The sequence below is a fragment of the Mesorhizobium sp. LNHC209A00 genome (genome assembly GCF_000502915.1).
GTDB lineage: Bacteria > Pseudomonadota > Alphaproteobacteria > Rhizobiales > Rhizobiaceae > Mesorhizobium.
On record NZ_AYWT01000001.1, the window covers coordinates 482,088 to 497,314 of the forward strand.

13 protein-coding genes are annotated in these 15,227 nt (G+C 64.5%); 8 read left to right on the forward strand and 5 right to left on the reverse strand.

The annotated features are described in order from the left end of the window. Positions 1 to 16: 16 nt before the first annotated feature. Complete coding sequence (locus tag X739_RS163500) at positions 17 to 4,063, reverse strand: AsmA family protein (RefSeq protein ID WP_023792080.1); 4,047 nt, start codon at positions 4,061 to 4,063, stop codon at positions 17 to 19. A gap of 130 nt (positions 4,064 to 4,193) precedes the next feature. On the opposite strand from X739_RS163500, the gene X739_RS163495 reads away from it, so the two are divergent. Further along, positions 4,194 to 5,180, forward strand: coding sequence for a Dyp-type peroxidase (locus X739_RS163495; protein ID WP_023792084.1), 987 nt, complete (start codon positions 4,194 to 4,196; stop codon positions 5,178 to 5,180). A gap of 103 nt (positions 5,181 to 5,283) precedes the next feature. Here X739_RS163495 and X739_RS163490 read toward each other — a convergent pair whose 3' ends face one another. Beyond that, complete coding sequence (locus X739_RS163490; RefSeq protein ID WP_023792087.1) at positions 5,284 to 6,699, reverse strand: FAD-linked oxidase C-terminal domain-containing protein; 1,416 nt, start codon at positions 6,697 to 6,699, stop codon at positions 5,284 to 5,286. Between the two features lie 163 nt (positions 6,700 to 6,862). On the opposite strand from X739_RS163490, the gene X739_RS163485 reads away from it, so the two are divergent. Together X739_RS163485 and X739_RS163480 are read left to right on the forward strand one after the other, a co-directional pair. Next, positions 6,863 to 7,342, forward strand: a complete 480-nt coding sequence (locus X739_RS163485; protein ID WP_023769702.1) for a thioesterase family protein — start codon at positions 6,863 to 6,865, stop codon at positions 7,340 to 7,342. A gap of 238 nt (positions 7,343 to 7,580) precedes the next feature. Then, positions 7,581 to 7,778, forward strand: coding sequence for a hypothetical protein (locus X739_RS163480; protein ID WP_015317249.1), 198 nt, complete (start codon positions 7,581 to 7,583; stop codon positions 7,776 to 7,778). Here the strand turns inward: X739_RS163480 and X739_RS163475 are convergent. Continuing rightward, on the reverse strand, positions 7,744 to 8,253 hold the full coding sequence (locus X739_RS163475; RefSeq protein WP_023792091.1) for an Lrp/AsnC family transcriptional regulator: 510 nt from the start codon (positions 8,251 to 8,253) through the stop codon (positions 7,744 to 7,746). The two genes, X739_RS163480 and X739_RS163475, sit on opposite strands and share 35 nt — an antisense overlap. Before the next feature lie 89 nt (positions 8,254 to 8,342). On the opposite strand from X739_RS163475, the gene X739_RS163470 reads away from it, so the two are divergent. The 3 genes from X739_RS163470 to X739_RS163460 all read left to right on the forward strand — a co-directional run bounded on the left by X739_RS163470 (position 8,343) and on the right by X739_RS163460 (position 10,986). Further along, positions 8,343 to 9,251, forward strand: a complete 909-nt coding sequence (locus X739_RS163470) for a DMT family transporter (RefSeq protein WP_023792094.1) — start codon at positions 8,343 to 8,345, stop codon at positions 9,249 to 9,251. A gap of 185 nt (positions 9,252 to 9,436) precedes the next feature. After that, entirely contained in the window at positions 9,437 to 10,543 is a 1,107-nt protein-coding gene (locus X739_RS163465; protein ID WP_198026127.1) for a histidine kinase dimerization/phosphoacceptor domain -containing protein, read from the forward strand. After that, complete coding sequence (locus X739_RS163460; RefSeq protein ID WP_023782682.1) at positions 10,540 to 10,986, forward strand: response regulator; 447 nt, start codon at positions 10,540 to 10,542, stop codon at positions 10,984 to 10,986. Before X739_RS163465 ends, X739_RS163460 begins: the two co-directional genes overlap by 4 nt. 9 nt (positions 10,987 to 10,995) lie before the next feature. Here the strand turns inward: X739_RS163460 and X739_RS163455 are convergent, their stop codons facing one another. Next, positions 10,996 to 11,883 (reverse strand): dienelactone hydrolase family protein, encoded by an 888-nt coding sequence (locus tag X739_RS163455; RefSeq protein ID WP_023792103.1) that lies wholly within the window; start codon positions 11,881 to 11,883, stop codon positions 10,996 to 10,998. Between the two features lie 254 nt (positions 11,884 to 12,137). Between X739_RS163455 and X739_RS1000000169895 the strand changes: the two genes are divergently transcribed. Together X739_RS1000000169895 and X739_RS163445 are read left to right on the forward strand one after the other, a co-directional pair. Next, entirely contained in the window at positions 12,138 to 12,293 is a 156-nt protein-coding gene (locus X739_RS1000000169895) for a hypothetical protein (protein WP_023792110.1), read from the forward strand. A gap of 9 nt (positions 12,294 to 12,302) precedes the next feature. Next, complete coding sequence (locus tag X739_RS163445; RefSeq protein WP_023782684.1) at positions 12,303 to 12,740, forward strand: hypothetical protein; 438 nt, start codon at positions 12,303 to 12,305, stop codon at positions 12,738 to 12,740. 34 nt (positions 12,741 to 12,774) lie between these two features. Here X739_RS163445 and X739_RS163440 read toward each other — a convergent pair whose 3' ends face one another. After that, positions 12,775 to 15,090, reverse strand: coding sequence for a glucose/quinate/shikimate family membrane-bound PQQ-dependent dehydrogenase (locus X739_RS163440; RefSeq protein ID WP_023792114.1), 2,316 nt, complete (start codon positions 15,088 to 15,090; stop codon positions 12,775 to 12,777). Positions 15,091 to 15,227 lie beyond the last annotated feature (137 nt).

The following is a 15,227-nucleotide window of genomic DNA, read 5'->3' on the forward strand; positions in this document are numbered from 1 at the left end:
AGCCTAGCTCTGCTGCCTACTGCAGTGACTTCAGCAGATTGTCGACCGTGAACGGATTGGCCTTCGGCTTGGCCGGAGGCGGATTGTCGTTGGCGGGCACCTGCTCGGCCTTGGGCGCCTGTTGCGCCGCCTTGCGCTCGGCTTCGAGCCTGGCTTTTTCCTGGGAGGCAATGCGCATCGCCTCCTCCGCCTTCTGGCGCTCCTGCTCGGCCTGCGCCTTGGCCGCTTCGTCCGCTGCCTGCTGTTCCGCCGCCGCCTTGGCCTCCGCATCGGCCTTGGCTTTTGCATCCGCGTCGGCCTTCGCCTTGGCATCCGCTTCGGCCTGGGCCTGAGCTTCGGCCTGGGCCTGAGCGTCGGCCTCCGCTTTCGCCTTGGCGTCGGCCTCCGCCTTCAGGCGCGCCGCTTCCTCTTGTTGGCGCAGCTCCTCCGCCGCCTTGTCGCGGGCGTCCTGAAGGGCCGCGTAATAGCGCACTTCGCGTCGCAGCCGCTGTTTCTCCAGCAGCGCGGCCTGCATGGCCTCGACGCGCTGCTGTTCTTTTTCCAGCGCACGCTGGGTCAGGAATTGCGCCAGGGGCTCGCTGTCGAACTGCCGTTTCACGGCGCCGAACGGCCCCTCGGCGGTGAAATTCACGGCCGGCTCGGAGCCGACCAGCGCTTCGTCGCCGGGCCGATAGGTGACCGCGCCCTTGGCGGAAACCGTGCTGGCATTGAGATCCGCCGCGATGTCGGCCGACAAGGTCGCCGCCGGGTTTTCAAGGCTGATCGGCGGCGCCCTGAGCGTGCCGCCGGCTATCGTGAAGGCGACCTCGGCGTTCCCGGCGGCAAAACTTCCGTCGGCGGCGATGTCAGGCGCGAAGCCAGCCGTCTTGGCGGCGTCGATATCGCGTCCGATCGCATCCGCCTTGGCCAGGAATGCGCCGAACGCGTCAGGATTGACGCCAGCGATCCGCAAGTCCTTCAGCGTCGCCGTGCCGGATCCCGATAGAGCGGCGATCATAGCGTCGACGGATTTGCCGCTGGTCGACAGCGTCGTCGAGAAATCGCCGACGCCGCCGATGCCCGCATCCGGCAAGACGTTCGCCAGATCGGCACCCGCCAGTTTCATCTGTCCGGTGAAAAGCCCGGTACCGTCATTGTTCTTCAGATCGAACAGGCCGGAGAGCGCCCCGCCGAGGAATTTGGCCTTGAGATCGGTGACCCGAATGCCTTCCGGGTCGAGCTTGAGCGAGAGCGCCGCGTCATAGGCGGTGGCGAGCGGGCCGACGGTCAGCGAAGCCGTGGTCAGGTCGAGATCGGCCGTGAACGGCAGGCTGGACTTCTGGCTGAACGGCGCCGACGGCCACGCGCCGGATTTGTCATTCTTGTCGGCATTGTCACTCTTGTCAGCATTGTCACTCTTGCCGGCATTGTCACTCTTGCCGGCATTGTCACTCTTGCCGGACCCGTTCTTGTCCACGAGAAAAGCGGAATCGCCAAACAGCGCCACCGCCATCGGATCGAGGTCGAGTTCGTCGAGCGCCAGCGCTCCTGCCAGATGCGGCACGCCGTCCTTGCCGTCGACCCCCTGCTTGACATCGAGGTTGATGTCGCCCGACACCGCCGCCTCGTTGATGGCGCCGCTGAGCCCGGAGAGCACCAGCAGGCCGTTGCCGTAGTCGGCCTGCGCGGCCAGCGATGTCGACATGCCGGCGCCCATGCCGGGCAGGCCGATGCCTGTCGTCATCAGCCATGGCTCGATGTCGGAGGCGTCGAGATTGATCTTGCCCTTGGCCGTCGGGCCTTGCGGCGTGTCGGCGACCATCCCCTGGAAGCCGGCCTTGAAATCATTGCCGGCAAGGCTGAAGCTCGTCGCCAGACCGCCGGAAAGCGTGCCCTTGGCCTGAATATCGGTGCTTGCTTCACCCAGCATGCCGAGCGGCAGCGCCGGCAGGCCATAGAGCGCGAGCAAGGCGGTTGCGTCCGGGTTCCGGGCATTGAAAGTCAGTGTCACTGGCGCGTCGGCAAGCCTGTCCACCGCGCCCTTCCCCGACAGCGACGCCGAAAAGGACGAGCCGCCGGCCTTGCCTTGCCCGCTCACCGCCAGGCCCGTGGTGCCGTCGCCATTGTCGGCGGCACTGGCCACGAGGTCGACGCGCGCGTCCTGGAACAAGTCGGGATAAGCCGCGGCGCGGTCTGCGAGCCCCTTCAGCACGGCATTGTCCGGATAGTGCCGTGCCGCGACATCGATCAGTGGTTTGAGGTCGACCGCGACCACTGAGGCGTCGAGCTTGCCGGTCGGGCTCGCCGGAAAATCCTTGATGCGGCCGGTGGCGCTGATCGAGGAACCGGCCAGCCCGCCGACAGACAGCCGGTCGATTTCGAGCAGTCCGCCGCGCAGCCTGAGCGCGGTATCGACCGTGTCGGCGGTCAAGCCGCCGGCGCTGACAGGGCCGGCCTTGATCTGGAAATCGAGGTCGCTGTCGGCAAAACGATTGGCGCCCTTGTCGCTGACGAAGATCGAGGCGAAGGCCGCCAGCCCATCGACATCGAGATCGCCGCCCTCGAGCCGCATCAGCACCGACGGCTTTGCGTCTTCAGGCTGGCTGGAATCGATGCGGCCGGAAAACTTCGCCTTGCCGAGTATCAGTTCGAGATCGCTGAAGGATTGATGATTTTCCGAGAGATCGACCTTGGCCTTGAAACCGGCGGCAGGCAGACGGCGGATCGCCTCGTCGACATCCTTCGACAGCCAGGCGGCAAAACCTGAAGGTTGCGCCACGGCCAGCAGCAACGAGCCGGTAAAGCCGAAATGGCCCTGCACGTTGAGCATGACCATGCCGTCGGCTTCCAGTCTGGTGCGGCCGGGCAAGGTCGCGGCCAGCGATTTCACCGACCACCCGTCACCGACCGGTTCGGCCGAAAGATGAACATCGCGCACCGTGGTGTCGCCGGCCACCACCGCCGGCAGCTTGACCTCGACCGTGCCGGGAATGGTCGGCTTCGGCAGATCGAGCAGCGCCTGCTCAAGCCCGGCGATGCGCTGATCCAGTGTCAGGCCTGTACCCGCCTGGGCACCCACCGCCTCGTCGAACTGAACCTGCGCGCCATTGGCCTCGATGGCGAAGCTCGGTTTCTGGCCGAGATCGACCGAGGCCTTGCCATCGGCGGTATAGGGATTGTCGAGCGGACCGGTCTCGAAACGGAATTCGTCGACGCCAAGCTTCTGATGGTCGAGCGAGAACTTGCCGTTCAGCCGGAAGCCCGGATCGGACTTGCCGGTGCTGACCTTCACCGTCTCGCCATCCGTGCCGCGCAACTCGGCTGAATTCTTGCCCGCACTATTCTTGTCCGCGCCCGAAATCTTGAACTGGCCGGAATAGACGGCGGCACCCTTGACGATGCCGGCATTGCCGTCGGTTTCGATGACCAGCGGATAGGCGTCGGGATCCGCCTTCACCCGTAACCGCATCTGCCCGGAGGGTTCGGCCTTGCCGGTCGACGCCGCGACAGTGGTCCGCAACCCGTCCAGCCGCAACGTGCCGTCCATGCGCCAGGGACCGGCCAGCGACTTGGCCGAAATGGTCGAGTTGATCTCCGAAAAGATGTGGCTGCGGCCGCCGGCGGCATGGCGCAGTTCGATCTGCCCTTCCGTCACCGTCAGTTTCTCGATCGTGACCTGGCCGGGGTCGAAGGGCGAAGACGGGCGCATCGCCCAATCGACGGTTCCGTCGGCGGCGATGTCGATGGTCGCCTTCGGCCGCACCAGCCGCATGTCGAAGATCAGCACCTCGCCGCGCAGGAAGGGTGCGAGTTCCGCGTCCATCGAAAACGTCTCGACGGTCATGGCCGGCCGGCCGTCGGGACCACCGGCAACGGCGACGTTGGAAAAGGTCACCGAGGGAAACGGCAGCAGCCTTGCCGTGGCGTCGCCCTGCACGGTCACCTTGCGGCCGAGGATTGCGCTTGCTTCGCGCTCGAACTCGGCGCGGTAGCCGGTCCAGTCGATAAAGTGCGGCACCACCAGCGCCGCAAGCAGCACCAGCACGAACAGGCCACCGAAGATCACGAACAGGCGTGCGAGCATCAGCTCCGAACAGGTTGATTGCAATTCTGCCGCACTCTACCCGCATCCGCGTGTCGATAAAGAGGCAATTCATCCCGTTGCGTCATGTCGGACGATCTGAAACAAGTCCGCTAAAAGCGGAGATTCTCGGATGTCGGGCAAGAACTGGGATCGCGTGCCGATCGATGCGCAGAGTGTCGATGCCCCGCTATCGCAGTCGGCGATTTTCCTTGTCGGCACCGTCGCCGGCGATCAGCCGGCTCTGGCCAGGGTTTGTTCCGTGCTCGGCGAACTCGACGATCTGGTCAAGACTGTCGGATTCCGCGATCTCGGCGGGCGCCTGTCCTGCATCGCCGGCATCGGGCGCGATCTCTGGGACCGGCTCAGCCCCGGCCGGCGGCCGCTGGAACTGAAGCCGTTCGCGCCGATCAAGGGCGCGGTCCATTCGGCGCCAGCGACACCGGGCGACCTGCTCTTTCACATCCGCGCCGAGCGGCCCGACATGTGCTTCGAATTCGAGCGTATCCTGCTTGACAGGCTTGGTCCCGGCGTCAGCGTCGTCGACGAAGTGATCGGCTTTCGCTATTTCGACGCCCGCGACCTGCTCGGCTTCGTCGACGGCACCGCCAACCCGGCCGGCCTCGATTTGCCCGCCTCGGCGCTGGTCGGTGACGAGGACGCCGATTTCGCCGGTGGCAGCTATGTCGTGGTCCAGAAATATCTGCACGACATGCGGGCCTGGGCGCGCATTCCCACGCCCGAGCAGGAGGCAATCATCGGCCGCACCAAGATCGACAACATCGAAATCGACGATGACGACGCGCCGCGCAAATCGCACAAGTCGCTGGCAACCGTAGTCGATGCCGATGGCAACGAACACGACATATTGCGCGACAACATGCCGTTCGGCAGGCCCGGGCGGAACGAATTCGGCACCTACTTCATCGGCTACAGCAGATATCTCTGGGTCACGGAGAAAATGCTGCAGCGCATGTATGTCGGCGACCCGCCCGGCGCCTACGACCGGCTGCTCGATGTCTCCACGCCGCACACCGGCACGACATTCTTCGCCCCGACCCGTCCCATGCTGCAGACGCTTGCGCAGGAGGTCCAGGAGCAGCTTCCCACTGCAGGGTAGAGCGGCGGTTGGCGGGCTCTAACCGCCCCCCTTAGCGTGCGTCGCGCTTCGCCTGCACGACCTTGCCGCCTTGCGCGGTCAAGGCGCGCTCGTCGCGGTGCCCTTAGCCCGCGTCAGGCAGGATCTTACCCGGATTCATGATGTTTTGCGGATCGAGCGCCTGCTTGATCGTGCGCATGATGTCGACGCCGTGACCGAGTTCGCTTCGCAGGAAGCCGATCTTGCCCTGCCCGATGCCGTGCTCGCCGGTGCATGTGCCCTCCATGGCGATCGCCCGCATGTTGAGCCGCGCGACGAATTTTTCCGACAGCGCGATTTCCGTGGGATCGTTGACATCCATCAGCACCAGCACGTGGAAATTGCCGTCTCCGGCATGGCCGACGATGGGCGCGATAAGTCCCATTTCGGCAATGTCGGCCTCGGTCTCCATGACGCATTCGGCAAAGCGCGAGATCGGTATGCAGACATCGGTCGACAGGCCCTTGGCGCCCGGCCGCAAGGTCAGTGACGCCCAGTAGGCGTCGTGCCTGGCCTTCCACAATTTGGTTCGTTCCTCGGCAACGCTGGTCCACAGGAACGGCCCGCCGCCATTGTCTTCCGCGATCGCCCCGAAGGTCTCGGCCTGCTCGGCAACGCCTGCGTCGCTGCCATGAAACTCGACGAACAGGCACGGGCTCTCTGGATAATCGAGCTTGGAGTAGGTCTTCATCGCCCGCATCTGCAGCGCGTTGACCAATTCGATGCGCGCCACCGGAATGCCCATCTGGATCGTCGCGATGACGGCGTTGCAAGCCGCTTCGACGCTCGGGAACGGGCAGACGCCGCCCGAGATCGCCTGCGGAATACCTTGCAGCTTTAGGGTCAGCGCGGTGATGATACCGAGCGTGCCCTCGGAGCCGACTAGCAGCCGGGTCAAATCATAACCCGCCGAACTTTTCTTCGCCCGCTTGCCGGTCGTCACCGTCTCGCCGTCGGCCATGACGGCGGTCAGCGACAGCACGTTCTCGCGCATCGTGCCGTAGCGAACCGCATTGGTGCCGGAAGCCCGCGTCGCCGCCATGCCGCCGAGCGAGGCATTGGCACCCGGATCGATCGGAAAGAACAGGCCGGTGTCGCGCAGATGCCGGTTCAAATCCTCGCGCGTGACGCCGGGTTCCACCGTGCAGTCGAGATCCTGCGGATTGACCGAAAGAATGCGGTTCATGCGCGATGTGTCGACCGAGATGCCGCCGCCCGGCGCATTTGTGTGGCCTTCCAGGGAAGAACCGACGCCGAAGGCGATCACCGGCACGCGATGCGCCGCGCAGGCACGCACGATTTCCTGCACCTCGGCCGTCGTCTCCGGGAAAGCGACGCCGTCGGGCGCCTGCGTCGGAATATAGGTGGTCGTGTGCGCGTGCTGCGAGCGGATGGCCTGTCCGGTCTGGAAGCGCTCGCCCAGCCGCTGCTTGAGGATGCCGAGCACCGCCGCGATGCCTTCCTCGTTGCGTTCGACCGGATTGAGGTCGCTCAGAGCCATGAATTCCTCCGCGAATGGACCAGCGTCCACCCTTGTTATGCGAGTATGGATGCCTAAAGCAATTTCAGGAAAAGTGTGAAGCGGTTTTCCATCCGAAATTGCGTCAGAATGTAAAGACACTCACCGGCCACGCTCTGTCCAGCACCAGAACAAGGAAGTTTCGATGTCCATTCCCGCCCCCTTCGTCTCCAAGCCCATGGACATCGAGAAGGACTGGATCGACTATAACGGCCATCTCAACATGGCCTATTACAACGTGCTGTTCGACCGCTGCTCGGACGAGGCCTTCGAGGCGATGGGCATGGGTCTGGACTATGTGAAAGAGCGGCGGCTCACCATCTACACCGCCGAGGTCCATGTCTGCTACGTCAGGGAACTGCACCTGGACCACAAGGTCATGGTCTCCTTCCAGCTCATCGACCATGACGAGAAGCGGCTGCGGGCCTATCAGGAAATCCGCCATGTCGACGGCTGGCTCGCCGCTACGTCCGAAACCCTGTCGCTGCATGTCGACATGTCGGGGCCGAAGGTGGCGCCCTTCCCGGCCGACGTGCTGGCCAGGATCGAAGCCATGCGCGCCGCCCACTCCGTGCTCCCGATGCCCGAGCGCGCCGGCCGTTCGATCGGGATCAAGCGCAAATAGGGCGAAGCCCAAGGCGACCGGGTCTGGCCTCAAAGCCACACCCGCGATCCAAAATCGGCGGGTTCCTGAAATCGGCCGGGACGCGTGCTTGAAGCCACCTCGCACCCGCATTAACCTTACCGAGGATTTAACGGGAACAAGCCATTTGAGCCGTTGAACGACTCAGCGGAGCGGTCGAAAACGTCCGCACAAGGGTTGTTTAGCGGGCGGCGCGGCGAAGCCGGTTCGAGGAACGTGCATGAAAACCGACATCAAGGTCGAAGTGGATAGGCTGGCGGCTGATCCGCGCATATCGGACTACGATTTCTGGCGTTCGCTCAAGAATGTCGACAACGAGATCTTTCACATCGCCAACAACAACGAACCGATCCCGTTCGACATGATCCGCTGGCGCAGCATCCTTAAGCGCGCCCGCCTGAAGCGCGGCCACGCTTAGTGCCGTTGCCGATCGCCGCCAGCGGCGAGCGCGCGATCACCGGCGACGACTGGATGATCGCCGTGTTGGTCATCGCATAGGGGATGATGCGGTCGATCACCCGTTCGAGCTCGGCGACCGAGCCGACATGCGCCAGCGCGATGAAACAATCCTCACCGGTCACTCGGTCGCATTGTGCGATCTCCGGCAACTCACGGATGATCTCGGCCACGACTGACAATTGCCCAGGCACCGGCCGGATGCGCAGCCACGCCGACAGGTTCAGACCGAGCGCCGCGGGGTTGATCCTGACGCAATAGGCTTCGATCACGCCGTTCTCCTGCAGCCGCTTGATGCGCTCCGCCACGCTTGGCGCCGACAGGCCGACCGAACGGGCCAGTTCCGCGGTGCTGATGCGCGCGTCCTCTTCCAGCAGGCGAAGGATCTTCATGTCGGCCGCGTCGAGATCGATGTTTTCGTTTCGAAGGCGTTTCATGAAAAAGTCCTTGCTTAGGTGAAACGAATGATTGGGAAATCTAGTCATCGTCCATATGAATAGGGAGGGTTGGCTGCGATACTGATCCCGTGGATGACCAGAGGCAAGCCCCGCATTCCAGCCCTGCCGCTGCCAGCCAGGCCCTAGCCGGGCTTGCGACAAGATTGCCGCCTCATATCTGGTTCGCCGTCAGCGCTGTCTTCCACTATCTCGGCCCAGCCTTCGCCGTGCTTCTTTTTGCGCATGTCGGCGTGCTCGGCATGGCGTGGCTGCGCATAGCCACCGCGGCCCTGGTCTTCGCGCCATTGACCCGCCCATGGCGAACCTTCGCCAGCGCCGATTCTCCGACGCGGCTCCTGCTCGTTGCCTTCGGTGCTTGCCTGGCGGTGATGAACTGTTCGTTCTACCTGGCGCTCGACCGCCTGCCGATCTCGCTGGTGGCCGCGATCGAATTCGTCGGCACCATCGGCGTCGCGCTCGCCGGCTTCAGAAGCACCCGCAATCTCACCGCTCTTGCCGTCGCCGTCACCGGCACCTTGCTGCTGATCGACGTCAAATGGTCAAGCGACCCGGTCGGGCTGGTCTGGGCGTTCCTCAACGGCGCGCTCTTTGTCGGCTACATCGTGCTTGGCCACCGTGTCGCCCGCGCGGGCACCGGCGACGGCATCGCTGGCCTGGGTGCGGCCATGGCGGTCGCTTTCGTCGTCGTGCTGCCCGTTGGCTTCGCCCAGGCTCGGCCCGCCTTTTTGTCCCCGCCGCTGCTCGTCGCGGCCATCGTCGTCGGCATCTGCTCGTCGGTCATTCCGTATGTCTGCGACCAGCTCGCCATGGCGCGGTTGCCGCGCGCGAGTTTCGCGCTGATGCTGTCGCTGCTGCCGGTCACCGCAACGCTGATCGGCGTCGTCGTGCTGCGCCAGATACCCGGTCCGTCCGATTGCCTCGGCATAGCGCTGGTCGTGACCGGCGTCGCGCTTCACAGGCCGGCCTCGGCTGGCTAGCCGAAAAACGCCCTCCTCGCGGTCGGTTGCGGAAAGCCTCTATCGGTTCCCTGCCTGCGACGAACTGCGACAAACGCCCGAGATTGAAACCAAATTCGGCTTTGAGCCGTTGTCTCCCGCGAAAAATGGCTTGGAGTGACGCTATGGAACGGAAACGGACCAGGGAGCCGGCGGACGCATGGCACATGACCGACGACCTTCATGTCGAGCACGGCAAGGGCGACCCCTTCGCGGCGGCCATCCGCGCCACGCGCATGTCGATGATCATTACCGATCCGCGCCGGCAGGACAATCCGATCGTCTTTGCAAACGAAGCCTTCCTGCGCCTGACGGGTTATGAGCGCGACGAGGTTCTCGGCAAGAACTGCCGCTTCCTGCAGGGGCCGCAGAGCGACAAGGAAGCTATCGCTCAGATACGCGCCGCGATAGCCGATGAAACCGACATCAGCGTCGATATCCTGAATTACCGCAAGGACGGGTCGACCTTCTGGAACGCGCTCTACATAAGCCCGGTCTCCAACGACAAAGGCGAACTGCAGTTCTTCTTCGCCTCGCAACTCGATGTTTCGGACCGGAAGCTCTGGGAAAATCGTATCACCGCGGACAAGGAACGTTTTGAAAAGGCTGTCAAGGAACGCACGGCTGAGCTCGAAGCGGCGCTTGAGGCGCAGACCACGCTGCTGCATGAAGTCGATCATCGCGTGAAGAACAATCTGCAGATGATTTCCTCGCTTATCCTCATGCAGAGCCGCACCGTCTCCGACGCGAACCTCAAGCGCTCGCTTGGCACGATGTTGGAGCGCATAGAAGCGCTCAGTACCGTGCACCGCCGGCTCTACCAGTCCAAGGATGTCAGCAAGTTCGATGTTTCCGACTTCGCCAAGGATCTCATCTCCGACCTGCTCACGGCTTCGGGACGTTCGGAAATCAATCCGACACTCGATCTCGAACCCGTCGTCGTTCCGGCCGAGAAGGCGACGCCGGTGGCACTGATGGTCAACGAACTCGTCACCAACGCGCTCAAGCATGCCTTCAAGGAAAGGCCCGACGGCACGAGATCGGGCAGTATCGGCATCAAGATGAGCCAGCCGGACGGCCATTTGAACATCGAGGTCTCGGATGATGGCGTCGGCATGGCGGGCGCCAATGGCGACGCCTCCTTCGGCATGCGGCTGATCAAGTCGCTTGCCCGCCAATTGCGTGCCGACATCGAGTGGCGCGATGCCGGTCCCGGCACTCGCGTTGTCATCTCGATGCCCAACGGACCACAGCACAAAGGGAACCTGTCATGATTGAACCACTCAAGGTCCTGATCGTCGAGGACGAGGCGCTGCTGGCCATGGAGTTGGAGAGCCTGGTCGAGGACGCCGGGCACAGCGTCGTCGGCTGGGCAACATCGCTCGCCGAAGCAAAGGACATGGTCGATACCACGCAGGCCGATATCGCCTTTGTCGACATCCATCTCACCGACGGCCCGACCGGCATCGACGTGGCCGAATATATTGGCGACAGGAAAAACTCGATGGTCATTTTCATGACCGCCAACCCGAAGCGCATCCCCGACCACTTTGCCGGCGCGATCGGCGTCATCGCCAAGCCCTACACGATGAACGGGCTGACCTCGGCCCTGCGCTATTTGCAGGAAGGCGTGCGGCGCCCGCCGCCGAAATCGGAGCGCCCGGCGGGCTTCACCCTGTCGCCTGCCTTCGAGACGATCTGGGCGCCGGCCGCCTGAAGGCGATGGTCATGCCAGCTTCTGCCTCAGGAAGGCGATCGTCCTGCCCCAGGCGAGGTCGGCCGCCTTCTTGTCGTAGCGCGCCGCCGAGGTGTCGTTGTTGAAGGCATGGTTGGCGCCTTCATAGACATAGACCGTGTATTCGACATGCGCGGCGTCGAGTTCCTTCTTGAAGGCATCGATGCCGGCATTGGTGCGCTCGTCGAGACCGGCATAGTGCAGCAGCAACGCGGCCTTGATCTTCGAGACGTCGGCGGCCTTCGGCTGCATGCCGTAATAGGCGACGCTCGCGGCAAGGTCGGGCGCGTTGACGGCCAGCATGTTGGCCGTGCCGCCGCCCCAGCAGAAGCCGATGGCGCCGACCTTGCCGTTGCCTTCCTTGTCGCCCTTGAGGAAGGCGACCGTCGCCACGCCATTGGCCACGGTCTGCGCCGGATCGAGTTTCCCGACCATGTCGCGCGCCTTGTCCTCGTCAGTGGGCGAGCCGCCGAGCGGCGACAGGAAATCCGGCGCGAGCGCCACGAACCCTTCCAGGGCCACGCGCCGGGCGACGTCGCGGATATGCGGGTTGAGGCCCCTGTTTTCATGGATGACGATGACCGTTCCGAGCTTGCCGGCCTGGTTCGCGGGTTTGACCAGATAGCCCTTCATCTCGCCGCCGCTGCCGGGATAGGTGATGTCCTTGCCCTTTACGCGGGCATCGGTCTCGGCCACGATCGCCGCCTGGGCCGAGTTCGCCGCCAGCATCGGCGCGATGGCGGCCGCCGCCGCGCCCGATCCGGCAAGCCTGGTCAGTTGCTCCATGAAGCGGCGGCGATCCAGTGTCAGATGCGTGTATTCGTCATAGGCATCGATCATTGCCTGGGTGATGACGGGTTTGGTGGTGACGTCGGCCATGGGCTTCCTCGATCTCGTCTCGACTGCGGTGTCCTGCCGGTCGCAAAATAGGGGCGAGCCTCTCATCGTCCAGACACCGGACCGTGACATCTCGCTGCCTTCGCGGCCGCCGGTCAGCCGGCTGAAGATGATCACGTTTTTGTCATCGGTGACAAATCTTGATGGCGCTGCCACAATAGTGGGGGAAGCTGGCTAGCCGGCCGGCCCTTTGGCGGTCACGGTCCTATAGGCCCGATCTGAAAGGAACAATGCCGATGACCATGCCCTCGCCGATCCTGGCAACCGCCTTCGTGGCAGCAGTGGCGGCCGTTCTGGCGATGCGCGCGGCTGTTGTCGCGGCAAGCCGCAAGTCGATGGTCAGGGTCCGCAGCCGCAAGCGCCAGCCCGCGAACACGAAAACCCGAGGTTGAGGTGAAGTCATGGACGTCCAGGACATCGTGAACACCGTCTCGCAGAAGGCCGGTCTCGACCAGGCCACGACCGAAAAGGTCGTCGGCACCATTTTCTCGGTGCTCGAGCACGAGGCCGAGGGCACCAGCGCCTCCTCCTTCTTCGCCAAGATTCCGGGCGCCGATGCGCTGGCGCAGAAATATGACGTCATGGCCGCCGCCCCGGCCGGCGGCGGTGGCGGCTTCATGTCGTCGCTGCAGGGCGCGCTTGGCGGCGTTCTCGGCGAGAAGGCCGGCGCTCTGGTCAACGGCCTCGCCGCGCTCAAGGCCTCCGGCCTCGACTTGGCGCAGATCCAGAAGGCTGGCGAGACGCTTGTCCAGCAGGCCGAGGCGGCCGCCGGCCCCGATTTGACCAACCAAATGCTTGGCTCGGTGCCGAGCCTAAAGAGCCATCTGGGGCTCGGCTGATCGTCAGCTCGCCGGGCCCGGTAACGCCGCCTGCCTACTTCGGCAGCGCGTAGGCCATCACATAGTCGCCCGGCTTGGTGCCCACCGAGCCGTGGCCGCCGGCGACGATGACCACGAACTGGCGTCCGTCCGCGACCGTGTAGGTCATCGGCGTCGATTGCCCTCCGGCCGGCAACCGCGCCTGCCAGAGCTGCTTGCCCGACGTCAGGTCGTAGGCGCGCAAATAGTCGTCGACCGCGGCACCCAGGAAGGCGACACCGCCGGCGGTGATCATCGGCCCGCCAATGCCGGGCACCCCGACCTTAAACGGCAACGGCAGCGGCGTCATGTCGTAGACGGTGCCGTTGCGGTGCTTGTAGGCAATGGTGCCGGTGCGAAGATCGACGCCCGCGACATAGCCCCAGGGCGGCGCCTGGCACGGAATGCCGAGTGGCGACAGGAACGGTCCCATCACCACCGCATAGGGCGCGCCGTCATTGCGGTTCAACCCCTGCTCGCTGCCCTTGGTGTCGCCCGGCGGCGGCACGTCGGCGCGCGGCACCAGCCGCGACGTGAAGGCAAGATAGGTCGGCATCCCGAACATCACTTGCCGCACCGGATCGACCGCCACGCCACCCCAGTTGAACGTCCCGAAATTGCCGGGATAAACCAGCGATCCCTGCAGCGAGGGCGGCGTGTAGCGACCTTCATAGCGCAATTTGTGAAGCGCGATGCGGCACGCCAGCTGGTCGAACATGGTAATGCCCCACATATCGTGCTCGGTCAGTGGCGGCGGGTTGAAGGAAAGGTCGGACGCGGGCTGCGTCGGCGATGTGTGGTCACCCTCGATGGCGCCGCCGGGCGCCGGCACTTCCTTGACCGCAATGACCGGCTCGCCGGTGCGCCGGTCGAGCACATAGAGGTCTCCCTGCTTGGTCGGGCCGACCAGCGCGGGCACCACGGAGCCGTCGGCCTTAGTGATGTCGACCAGGCTCGGCTGCGCAGGCACGTCCATGTCCCATAGGTCATGGTGCACGGTCTGGCGCACCCATTTCAACTGCCCGGTGTTGAGGTCCAGCGCGGTGATCGAGGAAGAGAATTTCTCGACATTGGCGCTGCGGCCCATGCCGAGCTGGTCCGGCGTCTGGTTGCCGAGCGGCACGTAGAGCAGGCCGAGCTTCTCGTCGGCGCTCGGTGTCGACCACATGTTGGGCGAGTTGGCGGTGTAGGTCTGGCCGGCCGCCAGCGGCGTCGTCTGGTCCGGATTGCCGGAATCCCAGTTCCACAGCAATTTGCCGCTGCTCGCATCATAGGCGCGGATGACGCCGGACGGCTCCTGCGTCGAATAATTGTCGTTGACAGCGCCGCCGACGATGATCTTGCCGCCGGCGATCAGCGGCGCCGAGGTCGAATAGTAGTAGCCCGACTTCGGATACGGCATGCCGGTCAACAAATTGAGCGTGCCGCCCTGCGCGAAGGCCGGGCAAACCTGCCCGTTGGCGGCATCCAGCGCGATCAGCCGCGCATCCGAGGTCGGCAGGTAGACGCGCGCCGCGCAGGGCTGGCCGGCGGCGCCCGCCGCATCGGCATAATAGGAGACGCCCCGGCAGGTCTGGTGCTGGCGGTCCTTGTCGAGCTTGATCTTGGGATCGTAGCGCCACTTCTCCTTGCCGGTCGCCGCATCGACGGCGATGGCGAAGTTGTGCGGCGTGCAGATATAGAGCGTGTCGCCCACTTTGAGCGGTGTCACCTGATAGGTGGTCTCGCCGACATCGTCGGGGCCCTTCACGTCGCCGGTGCGATAGGTCCAGGCCGGCTTCAGGTTGGCGACATTATCCGGCGTGATCTGGTCGAGCGGCGAATAGCGCTGGCCGAATGGCGTGCGCCCGTAATAATGCCATTCGCCCGCCGGCACATCGCCGCCGAGATTGGCGTTGGGGATCACCTTGTCGGTGTCGAGCACACCGCCGATATCTTTCGGGTCCGTGGTCATCGAATAACCGGCAACCGCCAGCGATGCCAGCACGGCAAGGATCAAAGGCGCTCGCCCGTCCGGACCGGCAAGGCCGCGCCGCGCCCACGGCGTCAGCAGCCACAGCGCCACCAGCACGATGATGCCGCCGCGCGGGCCGAGCTCCCACCAGTCGAAGCCGGTTTCCCAGACCGCCCAGGCCAGCGTGCCGAGCACGATCGCCGCATAGAGCCAGAGCGCCGTGGAACGGCGCCGGTAGAGCAGCCAGGCGGCGACCAGGAAGGCGAGACCGACGACGATGTAATACCAACTGCCGCCCAGCGAAGCCAACCAGATGCCGCCGGCGCCAAGCGCCAGACCTATGAGGAAGACAATGATGGAGGTGATGGTGACAGCCAAGATGATACTCCTTCGACTGTTGCGCGCATGAGGCGGCCTGGGCCAACCCGGCATTGCGTGTTGCCCGTGCAACTTTCTCCCGACCGCGGCGCCTGTCAAGCGTAGGTCGTGGCCCGCGGGCAGCAACCTCGCTCCGC

Coding starts and splice junctions, on each gene's coding strand:
- X739_RS163500 (WP_023792080.1), bottom strand. CDS start 4,063: ATGCTCGCACGCCTGTTCGTGATCTTCGGTGGCCTGTTCGTGCTGGTG.
- X739_RS163495 (WP_023792084.1), top strand. CDS start 4,194: ATGTCGGGCAAGAACTGGGATCGCGTGCCGATCGATGCGCAGAGTGTC.
- X739_RS163490 (WP_023792087.1), bottom strand. CDS start 6,699: ATGGCTCTGAGCGACCTCAATCCGGTCGAACGCAACGAGGAAGGCATC.
- X739_RS163485 (WP_023769702.1), top strand. CDS start 6,863: ATGTCCATTCCCGCCCCCTTCGTCTCCAAGCCCATGGACATCGAGAAG.
- X739_RS163480 (WP_015317249.1), top strand. CDS start 7,581: ATGAAAACCGACATCAAGGTCGAAGTGGATAGGCTGGCGGCTGATCCG.
- X739_RS163475 (WP_023792091.1), bottom strand. CDS start 8,253: ATGAAACGCCTTCGAAACGAAAACATCGATCTCGACGCGGCCGACATG.
- X739_RS163465 (WP_198026127.1), top strand. CDS start 9,437: ATGACCGACGACCTTCATGTCGAGCACGGCAAGGGCGACCCCTTCGCG.
- X739_RS163460 (WP_023782682.1), top strand. CDS start 10,540: ATGATTGAACCACTCAAGGTCCTGATCGTCGAGGACGAGGCGCTGCTG.
- X739_RS163455 (WP_023792103.1), bottom strand. CDS start 11,883: ATGGCCGACGTCACCACCAAACCCGTCATCACCCAGGCAATGATCGAT.
- X739_RS1000000169895 (WP_023792110.1), top strand. CDS start 12,138: ATGACCATGCCCTCGCCGATCCTGGCAACCGCCTTCGTGGCAGCAGTG.
- X739_RS163445 (WP_023782684.1), top strand. CDS start 12,303: ATGGACGTCCAGGACATCGTGAACACCGTCTCGCAGAAGGCCGGTCTC.